Raw genomic sequence first — 22,069 nt, 5'->3', positions numbered from 1 at the left:
ATTGATAACACAATGATGAATAATGCTTTTTCGGATATTTTTCAAATTCCAACTGTCTTGAGACGAGACAAACTCAGCTTTTGCGATACCAATTCGAAAAGTCTAAATGAATGGATTTCCAATTTATCCATCATGCAGTTGGGTGATACCTCTAAAGCATTATTTGCAGCCTTACTTGAACTAAGCGAACTTGAATGCCCTGAAACCTTACGTTTTGATTTGGTTCAGGTGCTGCACCCAACCATTGAAAATGTTTTGGGAAGTCTAGAAAAGAACTTTTTCAATCAGGGCGTGATCAGTTCAGATCGTAATGAGCACATTATTGAACTAGCCATGTTACTGCGCTGTTATTTTGCAGCGATTTATATCAATATCGTCCGCCGTAGTAACGATCAGCTCGATCAACAAAAATTCTCTATCTTTGCGCTAAATCAAAAGAAAAATCTACAAACGGCACGTACCCTCGCAACCTTTCAGTCCTTACAACAACTGACGCAACTGCTCTATCAACAACATATGTTGTATAGCGAACCTGTAGCAGGACAATGGCTGATTGCGCATCAGCTCTATGATGCTGCAGTGACACATAAATATCAGCATACCAATCTGGATCAGGTACAAGGTAAACCGAATGCATTAAGCAACATCTCACAAGCCTATGCCCAATTGATTTTGATGGATATTTTTAATACCAATCAAATTCGCCAATCCGAAATTCAAGCGTTATTCCAGTGTAGTTTTGACTGGGCAAAAATGGTTCAGATCCTGACCAAAGAAACAGACCTGACCAAATATGTAGTCGACACCACCAAAGACCACCCACCCATTTATAATAAAAAACAAAGCTCTGGCTTTAATCCAAATATTTTTATTAGTACGCATAGCTTACTGGATCACGTCACAGCAACCCTGCATAAAAATGCAGAATATGTTTCCAAGAATGAGAAGATCTATTTAACCCCTGCATTAAAATTCCATGTGCAAACCATTCTGGGCACGACAGCAGAACGTCGACATGAGCGTTATGAATATTCGGCTCAATTGCATATCTGTTTTGGCTTACTTACTGCTCACTTTTACCTATCTAAAGCCAAAAATTTTTCAGAAACACTGTTGTTAGATCATAGTTACGGTCTACAAAATGAATCAAAATTTATGTCTGCTTGGGATAAGAAAGGCTCAACGGACAATCAGGAATCGGCCATTCAACGTTTAAGCCGTGAAAGTAAAGCCGTTTACCAAGCTGATATCCTCGATATTAGTGTGAACGGTTATCGTATTAAATGGTCTGGGGAGGCACCAAAGAACTTAAGAACAGGTGAATATATTTTAGTTAAAGAAACATCGCATGGGCATTGGCGTGGCGGTGTGATTCGTTGGCTCAAACAATCGACCGAGAAAAGCCTGGAACTCGGCTTAGAAGTGCTGGCACAGGAGATCTTCCCTTGTGCGGTACGTGTTCAGGCAGATCGCCACATCAGCAATTATCATCCTACACTTTTATTAAAAAACCAGAATTTGGATGAAACCAAAACAACTTTAATTTTACCAGGTTCACAAATTTTTCGAGAACACCAAGCTGTTCATTTAAGATTGGGGAAAGAGGAAGTAAAAGTGTACTTATTAAACGCACAATTAATAACCCAAAGTTTTGTTCAATTTGATTTTGAACTGCTGAATGATGAGGAACAACCGATTCTTCAGCGATATATGGCACAAAAGAATATGGACACCATTGATCAAGATTTATGGGAAGCTTTAAAGTGAGAAATTCTTTACTCTCTAAAAAATTAAAACGCACTGAAACACGTTTATTGATTATTGATGATAACCAGCTTCGTTATAATCAGATTTCAGCTTTATTTACGGCTCAAGATCATCAAATTAAAGCAACCTTGCTCGATGATCTCAAAACCTTCGAGAAACAGCTTAATTTACCTTGGGATATCGTTATTTTTGGTCGGGCCTACGACTTAAAAATCGAACAGACCCTCTCCCTGATTCAAGCTTCATCGCAACCAAGTTTGCCAGTTCTGTTACTCGAACCTGAGGACTATAAAGCCGATCAATATCAGACTTATATCCATAAAGGCATTTATGATATCTTAAATCTAAAAGCCCCAGAAAAATTCTATATCAGTATTATTCGCGCGCTTTCTTACAGTCGCTTAGTACAAGCAGAACATCGCTTGCTCAATGAGCTGGAAGCTGCACAAACGCAAGCGCAATCACTGGTTGCAGAAAGTCATAAAGCGGTTGCCATTTTGCAGGAAGGTATTCACATGAATGTGAATGCTGAATATGCAAATCTATTTGGTTTCGCCAATCCAGAAGAATTAGTAGGCTTGCCGATTCTGGATGTATTGCAGCCAGAAGACTTAAGCCAGTTTAAACTGCGCTTTAAAAAGATTTCTCAAGGACAGTTTGAACAAGGCCGTTTTGAACTTCGCACACAAAATTCAACGGTGAAGCAAAATCCCCTTCATCTGGAATTCTTACCTTCAGGCAATGAAGATGAAATCCAGCTCAATATTGAATGTGGCACTTCATCTCAAGCGGCAGCAACGCCTTCAACAGCCGCACCTGTAGAGAAAGCATCGAGTCTAACCAGTGCCTTACAACACATTAACCGTCAGTTGACCAATCATCCTGCAAATGCCAATGCGCTGGTTTTATTCAGCTTAAGCAATTGCCCAAGTGAGGTTTTCCAAACCGATTGGCGTGGGACGCGTGCATATTTTGCCAATATTCCTCACTTCATTAAAGAACAAGTAAACGTCCCTGTATGTCAGGTTGAACACGGTTTGTATGTCTCATTATTTCAAGCAGAATCAAAGAGCGTGCTCAATTCGCTCCTGATTGGTTTGAATAGCTTACAAAAACCACAACTGGTGGTGACCGATCATTATACCTTCCCGCTGCATTTAAAATTAGGCTATTGTGAAATTACCCAACCAATTGCAGATGAAGTTCGTTTTGAACAGGTTTTAACCAAGGCTTTCCTGGTTCCTCTACCTGTGTTTAATAGCCCGAAAATTGATGCAGATATTGGCCTTACCACAGAACATATTCCTGTTGCTGTACAATTAACTCTGCTACAAGAGCTGAAAAAGAAACTTGATGCTGGCGATATCCATCTGAAATATCAGCAGCTCTATGACAAGCAGGATCAACACACACATACTTATGAAGTATCTGGCGGGTTTATCTATAATAATCAGTGGCAGGATTTAAGTGATCTTGGCGACTTGAAAGATGATCCTGAGCTCTCTATTCAACTCGATCGCTGGATTCTTGTTGAAGCCTGCAAGCAGTTACACAACTTTATTACCCAATATCCAAAAGCGAAATTGATTGTAAATCTCAATCATCACGTCTTGCTGAATGATAAAAAGCTGCCAGAACTGGTGGCGAAGCTGTTAACCATTATTGGCAGTAAACAAGCTCATCCTTTAATTTTGCAGTTCTCTGAACAATCACTGCAACAAAACCTGTCACAAGCACAACCGCAAATCGCTTTATTGCGTCAGCACGGCGCCGAAATTTCAATCCGCGGTTTTGGCGATTCCCTCTACAGCGATTCGATGTTGCAACAAATCGATGTTCAGTATCTGAGCCTACATAGCAAACTCACCCAAATGCTGAGCGCTGAAAAAGACATGGCGACACTACAAGAGAAGATTTTGCACTTTATCGGGCAAAAACCTGTCGAAATATTCTTAACCGAACTCAATGATATGAACCTGTTTGCCAATGCATGGAATGTTGAAGCACGCTTTTTGCAAGGTAACTATTTCCAGAAAAAACTGGATCGTCTTACTGACGTACAGGATCAATAACACCTTCTCAGGATTGAGGAACTGCTGCAAGTGTTTCTCAGTCCAATAATCCACACGCATAAAAAAACGGGCATATAGCCCGTTTTTTCTTTCTTGATATTAACGTTTGATAGAACGTGACATACCAGAGAAACGTTGTTTGAATTTGTCGATACGGCCGCCTGTATCCACATTCTTTTGTTTACCAGTATAGAATGGGTGGCAAGCTGAACATACGTCAAGGTAAATTGTTTCTTTACCAAGCGCAGATTTAGTTTCGATAACGTTACCACATGAACAAGTAGCAACTAATGTTTCGTATTTAGGGTGAATATCGGCGCGCATGGTCGATGCTCCTATTTAGTAAGAAAGGCTTAAGCTGTTATCGCAATTGATCACTCTCAACATGAGGAAAGCAAAGTGTTCTCACACTTGCAGATCAACACCACAACAGACCATTTCTTTTGACTCACCGAGACTCTAACGGTCAGAGCAAAGTCAACAAGTGGCGAGCATTATACGCCAATAAATTAAATTTTGCGAACTATTCTTGATTCGATTTTGACCAATGATTCGCAATAATGCCACAGACCATGAGCTGGATTTGATGAAAAATCATAATCGGCAGCACAATCATTCCCAAAGGCTGTCCAATAAACAGGATCTGCGCCATCGGGACACCACTCGCCAAGGTTTTCTTGGAACCACAAAAGAAAATCGTAACCTGATCGGCTCGTGTAAAGCCTAACCATTTTGGCACATATAATGCCAGCAACATCACGATGGTTAACAGTACCGAACATGCCAGGATTAAATAAAACAATGTCAGGCCATTCACCTGTTGCCATAGACCTGCAATCACGGCGCTACTAAACGCACCATAGACCACCATCAGAATCGATCCCTGATCGAAAGCCTTGACTAAACTCGGCATTTTAACCATATAAGGGAAAATATAAGGACGTAGTAACTGACCTAACACAAATGGTACCAGTAGCAACAAAGTAATTTGCAGAATAGATTCGGTCGGATCAAAATCATGCTGACTTTGGCCTAAAATAAAATAACTGACCAAAATCGGGGTAATCATCATGCCGACAATATTAGAGAAAGACGCACTACACACTGCCCCAGCCACATTGCCTTTGGCCATAGAGGTAAATGCAATTGACGACTGCACTGTTGATGGCAAGAAGCACATGAACAGGAAGCCCCAATAGAGTTGCTGGCCTAATAGCGGTTCTAACACAGGCTTTGCCAATAACCCAATCGCTGGAAAAACCAAGAAAGTAAAAGCAAACACTAAAGCATGCATTTTCCAGTGCAGCATGCCTTCAACCACAGCTTCACGTGAAAGTTTTGCCCCGTGCAAGAAAAAAAGTACGGCAATTGCAACAGTCGTAAGAATATTAAAATAATGTGCAACCTGACCTGAAACTGGAAAAAAAGTTGCCAGTATCACCATCACAATCAATAAAATTGTAAAGCGGTCCAATGCCAATAATTTCAACATAACTATCCCTATCCACGCTAATAATGAAAAAGCCCAATATGGCGAATAATTCAACCATTTGATCAAATTACTCATCATACTGGGCTATTTAAATAAAGCTAGCGTTTTAGGCCAAAAATCTTGAACTTTAAAGCCAAGATTAGTTGTTATAGGCATCCTGATCTTGTTGAATCAATTCGACTTTATAGCCGTCTGGATCTTCAACAAAAGCAATTACCGTCACACCACCTTTCATTGGACCAGCTTCACGTACGACTTTACCGCCACGTGCCTTGATTTCTTCACATGCTTTATAAGCATCGTCTACACCAATCGCAATGTGACCATAAGCATTGCCCAAGTCATAGCTAGAAGTATCCCAGTTATGCGTGAGCTCAAGTACGGTATTGTCTTTTTCATCACCATAACCTACAAATGCTAACGTAAAACGCCCTTCTTCATAGTCACGTTGGCGTAGCAATTTCATACCAAGTACCTCAGTGTAGAACTTTAAAGACTGTTCTAAATTACCTACTCGTAGCATCGTATGTAACATGCGCATAGTTATTCACCTTTCTGCTGTGTTGTCTGGTTTTCATGATCACGTAAAAGTTTCGCGACCCAAACCACAAGAACTAAAATTGGGATACCAATTAAAGTCGTCATTAAAAAGAAATTCGGATAGCCAATATTGCTGACAATTGTTCCCGAATACCCACCCAACAATTTAGGCGTGAGCGTCATGAGAGAACTGAAAATCGCATATTGAACGGCTGTAAATGATACGCTGGTTAAGCTAGATAAGAAGGCAATAAATGCTGCACCTGCCAAACCAGAGGCTAAATTATCGATAATAATCGCCAAATACAACCATAAAGAACTGTAGCTCTTAATCACCTTACCTGAGAGTTCAACAGTTCCAGCCTGACCTGGATCAATCACCGCCACAGGCTGAATATCAATATCTAGCGCCTCGGTATGTGAAGCAGTATCGATACGGTATTGTCGTGTTGCCAGTAATTCATGACCAGCATTATTTTTCTGATTCGCCAAAGCAGTAATGGTTTTGCTGCTAGATGCTTGCAACAGTTTGCCGTCTACCGCACCCGTAAATAAACCATTGGAATCAACTTTCGCGACAAATTCCTGACCATCGAGTTTTAAAACAACAGGACGTTCAGCATTTAAATCTTCAGCTTTGATTCCTGCCAACTGCCCTTTAATCACCAAACTTTGTTTTAACTCTTTTGGGGTTAACTGATCGTCATTACTAATCGGCAACAACTGGATTTGTGGCTGTTGCGAAGTAATTAAATAAGGCACTGCAAGTTGAATGTTTGAATCAGCTTGATTCTGATACTGGGTACTGACCTGAACTGAATTCGCTTTCGCCAAGACCTCATTCGGTACTTGCAACTTCCAGTAGCCCACCTCATCAGTGTGTACCTGATAGCGTTGCTCACCCACCTGAACTTGTACCTGATCCAGTGGTTGACCAGATTTCACCAAACCAATGAAAATCAAATTGGTTGAACTTGCCAGCACCGCCCCCACAAACATCAGTTTCATAATGTTCATACGTTGTGCCAGCAAACCACCAAGGAAACCACCAATCAGGCTAAATAGAACGCCATAGATCTTCACGGCTTCCGCAATCTGTTCTTTACTAAAGTTCAGATCCTGATAGAACACATTGGAAATGACCCCTGCAATGATGTCCGAGATACGGAAAAAACCGATGAGCAATAACAACACCAATGCAAGCTTGACACCATAACGCTTAAAGAAGTCCAGAATAGGCGCAACCCAGGTTTCTTTCGCCATTTGCTGGTTCACAACACCGATTTTGACCAGTCCAAAACCAATCAATAGCGCTGCTGCTGTAGCGGTTAAAAAGCGTAGTGCTTCTAAACCAAATAATGCGGCTGTGTCTTTAATGTCTGCTGATTTAGAAATTGCCTCTGTTACATTGCCCGAATAGATATAACTCACCACGAATGTAGCGACTGCAACAAAAAATACAAAGACTAGGCGATAGTAATCAGTGGTTTTGTAGTGCTTATGAATACGATTGACCTGTGGCTCACGCACACATAGCGTGGTGATAATACCGACGACCATGACTGCAGCCATAGTTAAATAAGTATATTTCCAAGCCTCGTAAATATAGTTCCCTTTTGCAGTTCCGAGATAAGCAGCCAAGAACAAAGCACCTGCACCCGCAACAATCATCCCGATACGGTAACCGGCATTGTAAGTTGAGGCTAATACCGTCTGCATTTCAGTTTCAGCGAGCTCAATACGATAAGCGTCAATCACAATATCTTGCGTTGCCGCCGAGAAGCCCAGTAACACAGCGCCCACCGCCATCTGGATCAAATAGCTCTGTCCAAGTGCTGGATCAGAAAATGCCATAATACAAATCGCACAGATAATCAAACTTTGTGCAATCAGCAACCAGGCACGACGGCGACCCAAGCTTTTGGTTAGAAATGGAACTGGCAACTCATCAATCAGCGGTGCCCAGACAAATTTAAAGGAATATCCTAATGCAGCCCAACTGAAAAAGGTGACTGCACTCTTCTCAATGCCCGCCTCACCTAGCCATAAAGACAAGCTAGAAAAAATCAATAAAATTGGTATCCCCGCAGAGAAACCAAGAAATAACATAATCAGGGCACGACGATCTAAAAATGCTTTAAATGCCGAAGCCCACCCAGTGGCTTGTGTTGTCATTGGTTATTATTTTCCAATAATCTATAAATGTGCTTATTCAATCGTTTCTTGCTCTTGCTTGCAAGTTGCTTTATGCAATCATTCTTTTGTTTTGTCGATAAAAAACACAAGTTCGCTTGATCTTTAGGTCCAAAACTGTATACCTTTAATTACTCAACTTACGTTTATTTGTTGGATAGCAACAGTGACCCAAAAACTTGATCAAATGACTGCAACAACTTTATCTTTAACACCAACAAACACGATTACAGCGAAGATCAATTCATTTCCAAGCGCTTTTGAACAGACGGACATACAACCAACACTGATTAAAACAGCACTACGTGCAGACCAACTCACGCATACTCCAGATTTAGCGGAAATACCAAGTTCAACCAAACGAATCAAGCCTCTTAATAACTTCTTAGGACAAGATCGCGCACGCGCTTCGGTTGAGGCGGGTATTGCCCTGCCTTATTCTGGCTATAATATTTTTGCTGTGGGGACAGCTGGACTGGGTAAGCGCACCATGATCAAGCGTTTACTGCAACAACACGCCAAAACCATGCCAACCCCAGATGACTGGGTATATCTCAATAATTTTAAAAATCCGCGTCAACCGATTGCTTTACGCTTTCCAGCAGGACAAGGCGTTAAATTCCAGAATGCCTTACAGCAAACATGGCAAATTATTCTTAAACAATTAGAACGCCGTTTTAGTGCCGAAAGTTATCACAACCGCATTGAACGTATTCGTCAGGCCACAGGCGATGTCCAACAGCAGGCACTGGTCGAACTCACCAAAGAAGGTGAAGAACTCGATTTAAAACTGATTTCGCGTAATGACAAACATGTCTTTATTCCGATGCAACTCAAAGATAATGAATATTATGAGTTGACGCAGAGTGACCTGAATACGCTCAATAGCAAAGAACGTGCTGAAATCACCTCAAATATTCGCTATATGGAGAAGAAACTTGAGCGCCTCGGATTACATCTCGGTGATCTGGAAGATGATGCACGCGATCAAGTTTCAAGTCTAAATCGCGATATTGCAACGCAAGTGGTTACGCCTCGGGTAGAATCGATTTTAAATAAAAATAAAGACGTCAAAGGTCTGGATTTATATTTAAAACATTATGCAGAAGACATTATTGACAATGTTGAGCTCATTCTTGAACAAGAAGAGGATGACTTTACCCCAGCTTTATTCAACCGTGTTCCATCACGCTACCAAGCCAATGTCATTGTATCGAATAAACCGAACAGCGGTGCGCCAGTCATTTTTGAAGACTTCCCAACACACTACAACCTGTTAGGCCATGTTGAGCAACTGACCCATAACGGCACCATTACCACTGATTTCACCTTGATTCGTCCAGGTTCATTACATCAGGCCAATGGTGGCTTTTTAATGCTGGAAGCTGAGCAATTGCTTGAGCAACCTTATGCATGGCAGGGTTTAAAACGCGCATTAAAATCTGGTCAGCTTAAACTGTCTTCACTAGAGCACATGCTAACCCTAACAGGTAGCATCTCGATAGAACCTGCTTCAGTTCCCCTTGATATTAAAGTAGTTTTATTGGCAGAGCCTGAAATTTATTATGAAATTTTAGAGGTTGAACCTGAGCTCGGCAGTGTCTTTAAAATTCGCGCTGACTTTACAGATACATTACAACGTAATGACAGTAATGAGCAGGCATATATGCAGCTGATTGCGGATTATGTACAAGCCGATAAGCTATTGCCTTTTGATCGCTCTGCACTTGCAGCGTTACTGACGGATTCAAGTCGTCAGGCTGAAGACCAAAGCTCACTCTCTTTGCATGCCTCTACGCTGGGTGATTTAATTCGCGAAGCACATCACCATGCATTTAAAGCTGGCGACAAGATTGTGACCGATGAGCATGTCAATCAGGCATTGCATCACCGTCAATATCGCTTAGGCTATTTACGTGAACTCTACTGGCAGGATCTGTCTCGTGGGACACAATTGATTGAAACCTCTGGGCATCGTCTGGGGCAAATCAATGCCCTCTCCGTGATTCATTATGCTGATGTCGAGTTTGGTTTGCCTTCTCGTCTCACTGCCTCTGTTTATCAGGGTGGCGGTGATATTCTGGATATTGAGCGTAGCGTAGAACTGGGCGGCTCTCTACATGCCAAAGGTGTGTTGTTAATGTCGAGCTTCCTGAAAGCACATTTTGGTCGCGAACAAATCCTGCACTTCTCTGCCGCATTAGCCTTTGAACAAAGCTATGGTCAAGTCGATGGAGACAGTGCGACAGTTGCAGAATTGTCTGCACTGATCTCCGCAATCTGCCAGATCCCGATTGATCAATCTTGGGCAATCACAGGTTCGATGAACCAGTTAGGTCAGGTTCAGCCGATTGGTGGGGTCAATGCTAAAATTGAAGGCTTCTATGATGCCTGTAAATTACAAGGTCTAACTGGCAAACAAGGTGTGATTATTCCACGTCAAAATATGCAACACCTGATGCTACGTCAAGATGTCAGCGAAGCGGTTAAAGCGGGACTGTTCCATGTTCACGCAATTGACACCATTGACCAAGCTTTAGAAATTTTGATGGCACGCCCAGTCGGCACGCTGGATAAAAAAGGTCGCTACAGCAAAAACTCGATTTATGCTGCAGTGATGGAACAACTTGAGTACTGGCAAGCAATCGAAGACGGCGAAGCGGTTGAAGAGGACGAACCAAAGAAAAAGAAAAAGCGTAAAAAAGCCAAGAAAGATGAGGTGGAAGCAAAAGCCAAAGCGAGTGAAGAAAACACCGCTGAAGCGAAAACGCTAAAATCGATAAGTAAAAAGAAAATTAAATAAGTAAAAAGGCCATGTTCTTCGGAACATGGCCTTTTTACTTAGGCGACACCCTGCAAGGAGCGTCCACCAGGTAACTGGGCAAAATATTGCTTCAAGGCATCAATACAACGATGAACCTTTATTGGGTATTGTTCACGCTTCGAGGTTAAAGCATGCAAGGTATAAGCTGGTAGTTGCCAATCTGGTAGAACCTCAACCAAAGATCCATTGATCAGCTCTTTTTGAATATCCATATAGAGAATACGCGCCAAACCATGCCCTTGCTGACATAACGCCTTGGCAACGAATACATTATTAGTACCTAAACGAGTTTTCATATCCACATTGACTACATCCCCACTAATACCGTGGCGGAAAGTAAAATGCTGATAGTTTTGCATTAAAGTAATTGGAAGCAGCTCATGATGACGTAAGTCTTCAGGACGAGTAATCGGTTGTGCTTGATTCAGATAACTTGGAGATGCAACCAGAACCTGATCTACACGTGCCAATGGCACAGCAGACAATTGCTGATCTTCCATCTTCAAACTCATTCGAATCGCAATATCAATACGCTCTTCAATCAGGTCAATATAACGATGGTCTGCTTCAAAATGAATCGCCAGCCCTTTATGCGCCGACATCCAGTGAGACAATGCAGGAATGACGTGTAATGCACCCAATTCAGGTGTGGTGGCAATACGCAGATCTCCAACCAGATCATCACGTAATTCATTAATACGAATTTTGCCCCGTTCAGCTGCAGCCAGCATTTCCTGACAACTGAGGAAAAATGCCTGTCCAGCTTCTGTAAGACTGAGTTTTCGGGTTGAACGATGAAGTAGGGTCACATCCATTTCTTGTTCTAAAGAACGGATTTGTTGGCTAACCGCACTGGTTGTAATTCCGAGTTCCCTTGCTGCACCACTAAAAGAACTTTTTTCTACAACGCAAGCAAAGACCCCCATTGCACGCAATTGATCTAGCATAGACTTCCCTCTCAACTTAATTTATTAATATGCTTATTGTTCTAATGAAAGCAATCAAATTAAGTATACAAGGAAGTCTATTTTTAGACTAGGGGGATTATTAATAAATTATTGAAAGTTTATTAATAATCTTTAGTTAATTTGGTAAAACTGTGCTTGGGTTCACAGGTTTGCCATCCAGGCGAACTTGGAATTCCAACATGACTTGTGATGCGCCAGAAGACCCCATTTCTGCAATTTTCTGTCCAGCTGTCACATTATCACCACTTTTCACCAGCATTTTGCTGTTGTGTGCATAAGCTGTGATATAGCCATCAATATGTTTCACCAACACCAGATTGCCATATTCTTTTAGGCCGTCAGCCGCATAGACTACCTGACCATTTGCAGCTGCAAAGATTGGATCGCCAACATTACCGCCATAGCGTGTACCTTTTACATTACTCGCCAGATTGAAGGTTTGAATCACAGCACCATTCGATGGTTTAACCCAACGCAGACTTGATGCGACAGTCGAAGATGACGGATTCACTGGAACCGCTGGCACGACAGGACGAGGTACAACTGGTTGTGGTTTTGGCGCTACAGGTTGCTGAGTTGGTAAATTAATACTTTGACGCTGGATTGGAGCTGTTTGCGCCATCGCTTGCGTTGATGTAGTACGCTGAGCAACTGAACCTTTTAAACGCAATGATTGATTGACATAAATACGATAAGGCGGTGCGATATCATTCAGTGCAGCAACATTAAGATAGTTCAAACCATAACGATTTGCGATCCCGCTTAAGGTATCACCTGAACGCACCGTGTAATAGTTTGGTGCTGGCATCGTATGACGTGCTCCACCATTGACTTGCGGTTTTGATGCACACCCTGTCATAACTGCCACTGTCGCAACCGCCATAGACAAAACGATTGTTTTAATCATTTTCTGTGATAGAAAAACCGAGACATGGTTTAAGTGCATCTTCGCCCTCATCGAAAAAACCTCAATTTATTTGCGCTAAGAGTATCAAAAAAGTGAGAAAAAACGAGTTCTCACTTTCTTTATTCACAAAGTTATAACATTCACACCATTATCCATTTACATGAGCATGTAAATTTTCCAGCACCGTGTAGTTGGTTGCATCCATCTGGATTGGGGTAATACTGACATAACCATTTGACACAGCAAAGAAGTCTGACTGAATAAAATCCGAGACAGGCTGCGGATCTGTCACCGCTTCACCTGCCAGTCCAATCCAATACACCTGACGTCCACGCGGGTCAACATGGCTGCTGATCGGTTTCGATTGTGCCCTGCGCCCTTGATAGGTCACTTGAGCACCTTGAATCTGCTCAACATCCGGAATATTAATATTAAAAATATGGCGCGGTGGTAAAATTGGTAAACCTTTGGCAATAAAGTCGTGTACCCATTGTGCTGCTTTTGCATAATGTTCTGGATGCTCATATGCACGTACATTCGCGCCCGCCAGAGATACTGCAATCGCAGGATGTTTCATTAAACGCCCTTCAAAAGCTGCACCAACAGTCCCTGAATATAAAACATCATCGCCCAAATTTGCTCCACTATTGATTCCGCTGACCACCAGATCAAATTCAAAATCAAATAAGCCATTCATGGACAAATAAACACAATCTGCTGGTGTGCCATTTACCGCCCAGACATCTTCAGATATTTGAACAGGACGTAAAGGACGATCCAGCGTTAATGCACTTGAATAACCACTACGTTCACTTTCAGGCGCAACCACAACCACACGACCTAAAGGTTTTAATGCTTGAGCCAAAGCCTGTAGGCCAGGTGCGAACACACCGTCATCGTTTGCAATTAAAATATTCACTAAAATCAATTCTCTTCAATGTTACTAAGCAGTTTTTTCAATTGAATTATTCTTTGAATTATATATATTTATGGCTTCTTAGTATTAAAAATTTACGCAGCCATGAGACATTTATCTAATTTTCTTAAAGTTTTTGGGGTGAGTTTCACGCTTTTTACAGCACCTGTTGTATTTGCAGATGAAGCGGTTTCAGTTAAAGAAGCAGATGCACTGATTAAAGATGATATTGCCAATGCGCAAGTACTGATTGAGATGTGTCCAGCTCTGATTGGTAAAAATGCCAAATTTGATCAAAACATCAAAAAAATGGTTGGAACTTATTTAAGTAACTATTCTGACAAATCAGCTTCGCTTGAGAGTTTGCAAAAGGATGCGGAATTTAAAAGTTTGTTGAAGGATGCCCATGAAGCGGCAACTGAAGTCGACAAGACTGAGCAAAAAGCGGTATGTGAAGAAGTATTGAATTTCGAAGGTTAATCACACTTTAGAATATCAGTGTGGTTTTAAATCTAGATTGTTTAAAACCACACCTTCTCCATTTCATCATCCACATCATATCCCTATATCGCTACAGCCATTACCACGCATCTGGCTCACGAACCATATGAATAATATTTGCAGGGCTGGTAATCCATCCACCCTTAAAACCTTCGGGCAAAGGCTCAATCGCATCACAACGCACAACACCCGCTTCATTTAGATATTGAGCTGCCTCAGTAAAATCATCCGTAAATAGTTCAAGCCAAAGTTCTGCCTGACTCATTTCTGGTACGGCGGCGATCCACAGTTTGACTGGCCCGAATTCAAAACCAATATCAGGTTCTTTTTCTGTAATCTGTTTAAGACCAATCACATCCCGATAAAATGCAACTGTCGCTTCAAATTGATGAGGTGGAAGTTTTAGTGCGATATCAACACCACCATTAAATCTATTCATTCTCTTACTCCTTACGTTAATCTCTTCTTTCTTTATTAACTCCTTCTTATCATTTTAATTTTCTACCTCACCTTTTAATGGCTAATTTTTAATCTTGTTTAAGTCTATACAGGATGTCAAGTGACCTCATGCCATCCTCCACGACAGCGAAAGCAGGACGAATACGGCAGGAGAAAATCGCTTAAATCTATTGAAGAATTTAAAATTCTGAAAATTTAAACCCACACTTTCTCCACGTTTCCTACAGCAAACATACAATTTTTTACCTGCATCTATGCTATAAGTTATTCAAATTCTTTAAGTCTTGTTCTGAGTTTGATTTCTTATGAAGAAAAATGTTTTTAAAACACTAGGTTTATCATTTCTCATCGCTTCTAGCGCTTTAGCTCCTACAGCATTTGCGGCAGATAAAAAATCTACGGATGCAGAAAAGATTGAAGTGACTCCAACTTCTGATAGCGTAACCAAGCAAGAGCTTGCAGCGATCTATGTTCTCTCTGAAATTTGTCCAAGTCTGATTGGCAAAGATTTAAAATTTAACAAAGCCTATGACAATCTGGTTAAAGCTTATTTAAATAATGACCCGAAAGCAGTTGAAACTTTAAATAAACGTGTAAAAGGCCAAGATTTTAAAGAGGCTTTAAAAGAAGCACGTAATGATGCAAAAGCAGCATCTGACAGTGATAATCGTCAAATTTGCGATGATGTCCGTAATTATTATTCCAAATAAGATGAACAATTAAGGTTCAGGTTACAATACTGTATGAAAAAGCCGATTTCCCCCGTAGAAGTCGGCTTTGCTTTATCCTAAAATGCTAGGCTCGTCTGCTTCATACAAGATATTGGAACCACCTAGAATGACACACAAAAGCGCTCTTGCTGCATTATTACTTTTGCCAAGCTTTTCATATGCAGCAACTGTCCTATCCGCTCCACCAGAATTAAATAATAAATCCTACGTATTAATGGATTACGAGACTGGACAGATTCTCGCTGCCAAAAACGAAAATGAAAAACTTGCACCTGCTTCAATGACAAAAATGATGACAAGCTACATCATTGAGCAGAAACTTTTAAAGGGTGAATTGACTGAAAATGAACAGGTACGCATGAATGAATCTGCGTGGTGTCGTGGTAGCAGCTCTGAATCATGTATGTATGTTCCATTAAATGGCACTGCAACCGTTTTAGAAATGTTACGTGGGATTATCATCCAGTCTGGTAATGATGCTTCTAAAGCAATGGCTGAACATATCGCGGGCAATGAAGGTACCTTTGCTCATATGATGAATCAGGAAGCAAAGCGTGTTGGTATGGTGAATACTCACTTTATCAACTCAACAGGTATGCCAGCTGAAGGTCATTATTCAACAGCCAAAGATATGGCAATCCTTGCACAGCACATCATTAAAGACAGTTCTAAATACTATCCAATCTATTCAGAAAAAGAATTTGCTTTTAATGGCATCAAGCAAGGCAACCGTAATGCCCTGCTTTATACCGATCCAAGCGTTGATGGTTTAAAAACAGGTCACACCAATGAAGCGGGTTTCTGCTTAACCACTTCAAGTAAACGTGGCCCAATGCGTTTAATTTCAGTGATCTTCGGAACACCAAGCATGAATGAACGTGCTAATCAAACACGTACACTTTTGGCTTGGGGCTTTGCAAACTTTGAAACAGCCAATGTTCAACCAGCAAACCAGGTTCTTGCCAAAGCAAAAGTATGGTTTGGTAAACAAGACGATGTTCAAATTGGTTTAGCAGAAAACTTCAATGTGACCATGCCTAAAGGCCAAGCAGATAAAATCAAAACTCAGCTTGTGGTTCAACCTAAACTCAATGCACCTTTAGCAAAAGGCCAAGTTGTAGGTAAACTGGTTGCAAGCCTTGATGGTAAAGTGATTGCGGAAAAACCTCTGGTTGCATTAAAACCTGTTGAAGAAGCTGGTTTCTTCGCACGTATGTTTGACCATATCAAAATGTTCTTTAGCAACTTGTTCTAAATTTTAGAAGAGTTAGATTAAGCATTCATGCTCTTGGGTATGAATGCTTTTTTATTTTATAATTCCCCTAAATTTTCAAGCGAACGCTGCTATGCCAAAGAACATTCGTCCTTATCTCGACCAAAAACCTGATGTTGATTCTAGCTGTTATATCGATGAGATGTCGGTTGTTGTAGGTGATGTTAAACTCGCTGAAAATGTTTCGGTCTGGCCTTTTGCTGTGATTCGCGGTGACGTGAACTCAATTCAGATTGGTAAAAACAGTAATGTACAAGATCATTGTATGTTGCATGTCAGCCATAAAAACCAGTCTAAACCGAATGGTTCGCCATTGGTCATTGGTGAAGATGTCACTGTTGGGCATCATGTGACTTTACATGGTTGTACCATTGGCAGTCGTGTCTTGATCGGAATTAATACCGTTGTTTTAGATGATGTGATCATTGAAGATGATGTAATGATAGGTGCTGGTAGTCTTGTTCCGCCACGTAAAGTGTTAAAAAGCGGTTATTTATATGTCGGTAGTCCAGTACAACAAGTGCGTGCACTGACTGAGAAAGAAATGGAGTTTTTACCTTATTCAGCACGTCATTATGTGAAAGTGAAGGATAATTACAAGAATAGCGAAGATTAACTTCGCTTTTTCCTCTTCTATTCTTTATACATCGTTAAGAATAATAAACTTTTAGAGATATCTAATGAGCACTAATCATCCACATGATTGCCCCACTCCAGATGAACTGATTAATACAACTAAACTCAATATTGAGAAATATGGACTGCAAGTCGTAGGAATTAGTGCGACAGACTATCTACCTTCTTTTAGCTATAGTGTCGGTTTGTATGAAAGCTATCAACATCCTGAAATTATATGCTTCGGATTACCAACTGACTTAGCCCATATGATTATCAATGATGTAGCGGATCTAATCAGAAATGGTGAAAAGATAAAATCTTATAATCATTATGGAAACATCTTCAAAAATAGTCGTGCTGAGTTTTTACCAGTAGATTTTAGAAATATTGAAGATTATTTTGGTGCTGCTTTAAATTACTACCAACACAACAACTTTTCCGCTTTGCAATTAGTCTGGACAGATCGCAATGATAAATTTCCTTGGGAAGATGAGTTTGAGGAAAGATTTATTCATGATCAACCACTCTTAGACCGAAATGCTGATTTTAAATTTAGAGAGGCTAAAAATTTAGGCGTCTTTACGACTAGCCAATGGTTAGAACATAACCAGCCTATTTTAAGAGTTGTTCATGACATTGATGGTGACTGGCAATTTTTAACAGGCGATCAAGAACAAGAAGATATTCGTCTTGTTGCTTTGGAACAAATGGTATTAAGAGATCCAACTCTGAATGAGGTGTTCGATCTAGACTACAATCAAGCAGCAGAAAGAGGCTTTATCGGTGGAAAATGGGAAAGATCAAATCTTGAAGATTATGAGGATATATAAGGCAATTATTTTGTCTAGAAATCTGACCATAGCCAAAAACTCTCAAATTTTGTAGAATACATTTTTTAAAACCATGGTGCTTTCTATGACCGCTTGGACACCTCATGTCACAGTCGCCACTGTTGTCGAAAAAGACGGACGTTTTCTGTTTGTTGAAGAACACAGCGAAGGCTTTGTACATACCGTGTTTAATCAACCTGCTGGTCATGTAGAATGTGGTGAAACCATTATTCAGGCAGCGATTCGTGAGACTCTGGAAGAAACAGGTCATCATGTTGAAGTCGATCATCTGCTCGGTATCTATACCTACACTCCTCCAATGTTCCCCGATCGTACCTATTATCGTTTTTGCTTTTTGGCGCATGTCACATCAGTTGAAGAAAATGCGCAGCTGGATACAGGTATCGTGGGTGCTGTGTGGATGAATCTGGATGAACTACAAGAATCTGCACGAGCGCGTAGCCCATTGGTTTTAAAAGCTATTGAAGATGCCCTTGCTGGCAAAAAATATCCTTTATCGCTTATTTATGAGCACCCTTTCTCTCCCTCATTAACTTCTCATTTGGATGCTTAATTAGATGCAACAACGTGTCATCGTCGGTATGTCTGGTGGTGTAGATTCCTCTGTTTCTGCCGCATTATTACTTCAACAAGGATATCAAGTTGAAGGTCTTTTCATGAAAAACTGGGAAGAAGATGATGGTACGGATTACTGCACAGCCCTTGAAGACTTGGCAGATGCTCAGGCCGTTGCAGATAAAATTGGCATCAAACTGCATACTGCCAACTTTGCCATGGAATATTGGGATCGTGTCTTTGAGCATTTCCTCGCTGAATATGCTGCGGGTCGCACACCAAACCCAGATATTCTCTGTAATAAAGAAATTAAATTCCGTGCGTTCCTCGACCATGCCATGACTTTAGGTGCAGACTTTATTGCAACAGGTCACTATGCCCGTCGTGGTGCAAGCATGCAAAATTCGCGTGGCGAAACCTATGCGCCATTACTCCGTGGTGTTGATAATAATAAAGACCAGACTTATTTCTTACATGCTGTACATGGTCGTGAAATTAACAAGACCTTGTTCCCTGTAGGTGAAATCGAGAAACCAGAAGTTCGTCGCATTGCAGAAGAACTAGATCTGGCAACAGCCAAGAAAAAAGACTCCACTGGTATCTGTTTTATTGGTGAACGTCGTTTTACTGATTTCTTAAAACAATACCTACCCGCCCAAGCTGGAAAAATTGTTTTGGAATCAGGTAAAGAAGTTGGTGAACATCACGGCTTAATGTACTATACGCTGGGTCAACGCGGCGGTATTGGTATCGGTGGTATGAAAGGTGTGCAAGAAGGTGCATGGTTCGTACTACATAAGGATATTGCCAATAATCGACTGGTAATTGGACAAGGACATGAACATCCATTGATGCAAAGCACACAGCTTTGGAGTGAGTCGATTGACTGGGTGGCTGGCGAACAGGATATTCCAACGACTGGTTTCCGTTGCACAGCAAAAACCCGTTATCGCCAACCTGATCAAGCGTGTACAATCTACCGCGATGAACAGACTGAAAATGGTGTGCGAGTTGAATTTGATGAACCGCAACGTGCGGTGACTCCAGGACAAAGCGTCGTGTTCTACTCAGGAGAGGTTTGCTTAGGCGGTGGTGTAATTCACCATACTAATGCACCTGAACCAGATTTTATTTAAGGAAATTGGAAGCGAAGCATGGTCGAGTTACCCTTTCAGCACACTCAAGCGTTGAATGTTAGACAAAACCGTGCTTTGGCATTGGCGGCAGTCTTTCAGGCAACTCAGCTAACGCATATGACAGCGATGGCGGGTCAACAAAGCATTGGTGATAGTGGTAATTTTTATTTTGAATTACTGATCAAGGCCAGCCTAAACATCCGCCCAACTTCAAATAAGGCGACTCAAACGCTCGATTTCTTTAATCAGCTTGCTGACATTTCCCTCGGTTTAAAAACTTTAGAAGGCTGCATTACCCAGCCTTTTAATACTGCACCGAAATCTCGTGTGCCAAAAATGTCGACTGCCAAGTTACCAATGTCCTATGCAATGGCTTTATTGCAACTGGAAAAGAAAGTCTACAGCAATCCTGAATACGTCAAAATCATTGAAAACGCCCAACAAAAAATCTTAAAACAGCTCTCTTTTTTCGATAATAATTATTTGCATCCAAGCATTATTGCCAACCTCGCACAAACCTATGTTGAAACGGCAGGCCAAATTAATCCGCGCATTTTAGTCCGTGGTAATGCGGAAGCATTTAAAGATATCAATCATACCAACCGTATCCGAGCTTGCCTGTTTACAGGCTTACAGCTGGCCCATTTATGGAAACAATCTGGCGGCAGCTCGTGGAGTATGATCTTTAGTAAACGCAAATTATTGCAAGATATTCAAGCTCTCGCTCGTTTGCAGTATCAGGTGGTATAGCCGATGCGCCAACGATTTTATTTTTATGTCGTTTTACAACCTCTCTAAATCTCTCCTATAAGGAGAGACTTTAATTTAAGGAATCTGTATGAATGCTTTAACCGCACTCTCGCCACTTGATGGACGTTACGCTAGCAAATGCGATGCCCTACGCCCTTTTTTGTCTGAGTTTGGTTTAATCCACGCTCGTGTCACGGTTGAAGTGCGTTGGTTACAAGCACTTGCAAATCGTGCAGAAATCATCGAAGTTGCACCTTTCTCAAATGAAACCAATGCAGCGCTAGATGCGATTGTGACCAACTTCTCTGAAGAAGATGCAAATCGCATTAAAGAAATCGAACGCACCACCAACCACGATGTAAAAGCAGTTGAATACTTCCTTAAAGAAAAAATTGCCAAGATTGATGAATTAAAAAATGCTGGTGAATTTATTCACTTTGCATGTACTTCTGAAGACATCAACAACTTGTCTCATGCATTGATGCTAAAAAATGGTCGTGAAGTTTTAGTTGCAAGCATGAAGCAACTTCTCAATGCGATTTCAGCTTTAGCAACCACGCATGCCGAACAGCCAATGTTGTCTCGTACACATGGTCAAACTGCAAGCCCAACCACATTGGGTAAAGAGATGGCGAACGTTGCTTACCGTTTAGCGCGCCAAATCAAGCAATTTGAAAATGTTGAATTACTCGGCAAGATCAATGGTGCGGTAGGTAACTACAACGCTCACCTTTCTGCTTATCCTGAAATTGACTGGGCTGCACATGCACAAGCATTTGTTGAGTCTTTAGGCTTAGCATTTAACCCATATACTACGCAAATCGAGCCACATGACTATATGGCTGAATTGTTTGATGCGTTACGTCGTTTCAATACGATTCTGATCGACTTTAACCGTGACGTTTGGGGTTATATCTCGCTTGGTTACTTCAAACAAAAGTTAAAAGATGGTGAAGTTGGTTCTTCAACTATGCCACACAAAGTAAACCCGATTGATTTTGAAAATTCAGAAGGTAACCTAGGTATTGCCAATGCAGTATTGGGTCACCTTGGGGAAAAACTTCCTGTTTCTCGCTGGCAGCGTGACTTAACCGACTCAACCGTATTACGTAATATGGGTGTTGGTTTTGCGCAAAGCTTGATTGCTTTTGATGCCTGCTTAAAAGGTGTAGGTAAACTTGAACTCAATGCTGCACGTTTAAATGAAGATTTAGACCAAGCACAAGAAGTTCTTGCAGAACCAATTCAAACAGTTATGCGTCGTTATAATGTTGAAAAGCCATACGAAAAATTAAAAGCCCTGACTCGTGGTCAAGCTATGACGCGCGACATGATGGTGAACTTCGTTAAAGGTGACGAACTTGCTCAAGTTCCAGAAGATGAGCGTACTCGTCTAGCTGAGCTTACACCTGCAACCTACACAGGTAATGCCGCTGAACAAGCAAAACAGATCAATGATTTAATCAGCAAAATCTAACTGATGACATAAAAAAGCAGAGCTTCGGCTCTGCTTTTT

The 22,069-nt window shown here is 41.2% G+C and carries 20 protein-coding genes; 12 read left to right on the top strand and 8 right to left on the bottom strand.

The window, feature by feature from the left end; genetic code table 11:
- The first annotated feature begins 12 nt into the window (after positions 1-12).
- The gene (locus EC846_RS07465) at positions 13-1,767 is read left to right on the top strand and encodes a hypothetical protein (protein WP_004770456.1); all 1,755 of its coding nucleotides are present in this window, start codon (positions 13-15) and stop codon (positions 1,765-1,767) included.
- Complete coding sequence (locus EC846_RS07460) at positions 1,749-3,839, top strand: EAL domain-containing protein (RefSeq protein ID WP_123774722.1); 2,091 nt, start codon at positions 1,749-1,751, stop codon at positions 3,837-3,839. Before EC846_RS07465 ends, EC846_RS07460 begins: the two co-directional genes overlap by 19 nt.
- A 99-nt stretch (positions 3,840-3,938) precedes the next feature.
- Here the strand turns inward: EC846_RS07460 and rpmE are convergent, their stop codons facing one another.
- From rpmE to EC846_RS07440, 4 genes are all read right to left on the bottom strand, one after another.
- Entirely contained in the window at positions 3,939-4,163 is a 225-nt protein-coding gene (gene rpmE, locus EC846_RS07455) for a 50S ribosomal protein L31 (protein ID WP_004770458.1), read from the bottom strand.
- Between the two features lie 199 nt (positions 4,164-4,362).
- Positions 4,363-5,337, bottom strand: coding sequence for a bile acid:sodium symporter family protein (locus EC846_RS07450; RefSeq protein ID WP_171410009.1), 975 nt, complete (start codon positions 5,335-5,337; stop codon positions 4,363-4,365).
- Between the two features lie 133 nt (positions 5,338-5,470).
- Complete coding sequence (gene gloA / locus EC846_RS07445) at positions 5,471-5,872, bottom strand: lactoylglutathione lyase (protein ID WP_004770462.1); 402 nt, start codon at positions 5,870-5,872, stop codon at positions 5,471-5,473.
- A gap of 2 nt (positions 5,873-5,874) precedes the next feature.
- Positions 5,875-8,046 (bottom strand): AmpG family muropeptide MFS transporter, encoded by a 2,172-nt coding sequence (locus EC846_RS07440; RefSeq protein ID WP_123774720.1) that lies wholly within the window; start codon positions 8,044-8,046, stop codon positions 5,875-5,877.
- Positions 8,047-8,230: 184 nt separating this feature from the next.
- Between EC846_RS07440 and EC846_RS07435 the strand changes: the two genes are divergently transcribed.
- A complete protein-coding gene (locus tag EC846_RS07435) occupies positions 8,231-10,867 on the top strand; it encodes a Lon protease family protein (RefSeq protein WP_123774719.1) in 2,637 nt (878 codons plus the stop codon).
- Positions 10,868-10,905: 38 nt separating this feature from the next.
- On the opposite strand, the gene EC846_RS07430 is transcribed toward EC846_RS07435, so the two are convergent.
- The 3 genes from EC846_RS07430 to surE form a co-directional block, all read right to left on the bottom strand.
- Entirely contained in the window at positions 10,906-11,835 is a 930-nt protein-coding gene (locus EC846_RS07430; RefSeq protein ID WP_123774718.1) for a LysR family transcriptional regulator, read from the bottom strand.
- 136 nt (positions 11,836-11,971) lie between these two features.
- Positions 11,972-12,802: a peptidoglycan DD-metalloendopeptidase family protein gene (locus tag EC846_RS07425; RefSeq protein WP_069579752.1), complete on the bottom strand. Its 831-nt coding sequence runs from the start codon at positions 12,800-12,802 to the stop codon at positions 11,972-11,974.
- 109 nt (positions 12,803-12,911) lie between these two features.
- Positions 12,912-13,682: a 5'/3'-nucleotidase SurE gene (gene surE, locus EC846_RS07420; RefSeq protein WP_004770469.1), complete on the bottom strand. Its 771-nt coding sequence runs from the start codon at positions 13,680-13,682 to the stop codon at positions 12,912-12,914.
- 102 nt (positions 13,683-13,784) lie between these two features.
- Between surE and EC846_RS07415 the strand changes: the two genes are divergently transcribed.
- The gene (locus EC846_RS07415; protein WP_123774717.1) at positions 13,785-14,159 is read left to right on the top strand and encodes an MCR_0457 family protein; all 375 of its coding nucleotides are present in this window, start codon (positions 13,785-13,787) and stop codon (positions 14,157-14,159) included.
- A 100-nt stretch (positions 14,160-14,259) separates the two neighbouring features.
- On the opposite strand, the gene EC846_RS07410 is transcribed toward EC846_RS07415, so the two are convergent.
- Positions 14,260-14,619, bottom strand: coding sequence for a hypothetical protein (locus tag EC846_RS07410; protein WP_005258570.1), 360 nt, complete (start codon positions 14,617-14,619; stop codon positions 14,260-14,262).
- Positions 14,620-14,944: 325 nt separating this feature from the next.
- On the opposite strand from EC846_RS07410, the gene EC846_RS07405 reads away from it, so the two are divergent.
- The 8 genes from EC846_RS07405 (at position 14,945) to purB (ending at position 22,030) form a co-directional block, all read left to right on the top strand.
- Positions 14,945-15,349 carry an MCR_0457 family protein gene (locus tag EC846_RS07405; RefSeq protein WP_123774716.1) on the top strand — a complete coding sequence of 135 codons (405 nt, stop codon included), beginning with the start codon at positions 14,945-14,947 and terminating at the stop codon, positions 15,347-15,349.
- 127 nt (positions 15,350-15,476) lie between these two features.
- Positions 15,477-16,625: a D-alanyl-D-alanine carboxypeptidase PBP5/6 gene (gene dacC / locus EC846_RS07400; RefSeq protein ID WP_123774715.1), complete on the top strand. Its 1,149-nt coding sequence runs from the start codon at positions 15,477-15,479 to the stop codon at positions 16,623-16,625.
- A gap of 91 nt (positions 16,626-16,716) precedes the next feature.
- Positions 16,717-17,259 carry a gamma carbonic anhydrase family protein gene (locus EC846_RS07395; protein WP_123774714.1) on the top strand — a complete coding sequence of 181 codons (543 nt, stop codon included), beginning with the start codon at positions 16,717-16,719 and terminating at the stop codon, positions 17,257-17,259.
- A 64-nt stretch (positions 17,260-17,323) separates the two neighbouring features.
- Positions 17,324-18,091 (top strand): DUF4262 domain-containing protein, encoded by a 768-nt coding sequence (locus EC846_RS07390; protein WP_123774713.1) that lies wholly within the window; start codon positions 17,324-17,326, stop codon positions 18,089-18,091.
- A gap of 85 nt (positions 18,092-18,176) precedes the next feature.
- Positions 18,177-18,665, top strand: a complete 489-nt coding sequence (locus EC846_RS07385) for an NUDIX hydrolase (protein WP_005258573.1) — start codon at positions 18,177-18,179, stop codon at positions 18,663-18,665.
- Positions 18,666-18,669: 4 nt separating this feature from the next.
- A complete protein-coding gene (mnmA, locus tag EC846_RS07380) occupies positions 18,670-19,803 on the top strand; it encodes a tRNA 2-thiouridine(34) synthase MnmA (RefSeq protein WP_047428793.1) in 1,134 nt (377 codons plus the stop codon).
- 18 nt (positions 19,804-19,821) lie between these two features.
- Positions 19,822-20,553: a high frequency lysogenization protein HflD gene (gene hflD, locus EC846_RS07375; RefSeq protein WP_123774712.1), complete on the top strand. Its 732-nt coding sequence runs from the start codon at positions 19,822-19,824 to the stop codon at positions 20,551-20,553.
- Positions 20,554-20,641: 88 nt separating this feature from the next.
- A complete protein-coding gene (gene purB / locus EC846_RS07370) occupies positions 20,642-22,030 on the top strand; it encodes an adenylosuccinate lyase (protein ID WP_123774711.1) in 1,389 nt (462 codons plus the stop codon).
- Positions 22,031-22,069: the final 39 nt, after the last annotated feature.

Origin of the sequence: Acinetobacter sp. BIGb0102 (assembly GCF_003815055.1) — a bacterium.
In the GTDB taxonomy this organism is placed as follows: domain Bacteria; phylum Pseudomonadota; class Gammaproteobacteria; order Pseudomonadales; family Moraxellaceae; genus Acinetobacter; species Acinetobacter vivianii.
This window is presented reverse-complemented; position numbering and strand designations above follow the sequence as displayed.

Excerpts from the sequence above, each read along its gene's own strand:
- EC846_RS07465 (WP_004770456.1), top strand. The coding sequence starts at position 13 with ATGATGAATAATGCTTTTTCGGATATTTTTCAAATTCCAACTGTCTTG.
- hflD (WP_123774712.1), top strand. The coding sequence starts at position 19,822 with ATGGTCGAGTTACCCTTTCAGCACACTCAAGCGTTGAATGTTAGACAA.
- purB (WP_123774711.1), top strand. The coding sequence starts at position 20,642 with ATGAATGCTTTAACCGCACTCTCGCCACTTGATGGACGTTACGCTAGC.
- EC846_RS07405 (WP_123774716.1), top strand. The coding sequence starts at position 14,945 with ATGAAGAAAAATGTTTTTAAAACACTAGGTTTATCATTTCTCATCGCT.
- EC846_RS07425 (WP_069579752.1), bottom strand. The coding sequence starts at position 12,802 with ATGCACTTAAACCATGTCTCGGTTTTTCTATCACAGAAAATGATTAAA.
- rpmE (WP_004770458.1), bottom strand. The coding sequence starts at position 4,163 with ATGCGCGCCGATATTCACCCTAAATACGAAACATTAGTTGCTACTTGT.
- EC846_RS07410 (WP_005258570.1), bottom strand. The coding sequence starts at position 14,619 with ATGAATAGATTTAATGGTGGTGTTGATATCGCACTAAAACTTCCACCT.
- EC846_RS07395 (WP_123774714.1), top strand. The coding sequence starts at position 16,717 with ATGCCAAAGAACATTCGTCCTTATCTCGACCAAAAACCTGATGTTGAT.
- EC846_RS07415 (WP_123774717.1), top strand. The coding sequence starts at position 13,785 with ATGAGACATTTATCTAATTTTCTTAAAGTTTTTGGGGTGAGTTTCACG.
- EC846_RS07390 (WP_123774713.1), top strand. The coding sequence starts at position 17,324 with ATGAGCACTAATCATCCACATGATTGCCCCACTCCAGATGAACTGATT.
- EC846_RS07385 (WP_005258573.1), top strand. The coding sequence starts at position 18,177 with ATGACCGCTTGGACACCTCATGTCACAGTCGCCACTGTTGTCGAAAAA.
- dacC (WP_123774715.1), top strand. The coding sequence starts at position 15,477 with ATGACACACAAAAGCGCTCTTGCTGCATTATTACTTTTGCCAAGCTTT.
- EC846_RS07430 (WP_123774718.1), bottom strand. The coding sequence starts at position 11,835 with ATGCTAGATCAATTGCGTGCAATGGGGGTCTTTGCTTGCGTTGTAGAA.
- EC846_RS07460 (WP_123774722.1), top strand. The coding sequence starts at position 1,749 with ATGGGAAGCTTTAAAGTGAGAAATTCTTTACTCTCTAAAAAATTAAAA.
- mnmA (WP_047428793.1), top strand. The coding sequence starts at position 18,670 with ATGCAACAACGTGTCATCGTCGGTATGTCTGGTGGTGTAGATTCCTCT.
- gloA (WP_004770462.1), bottom strand. The coding sequence starts at position 5,872 with ATGCGCATGTTACATACGATGCTACGAGTAGGTAATTTAGAACAGTCT.
- EC846_RS07440 (WP_123774720.1), bottom strand. The coding sequence starts at position 8,046 with ATGACAACACAAGCCACTGGGTGGGCTTCGGCATTTAAAGCATTTTTA.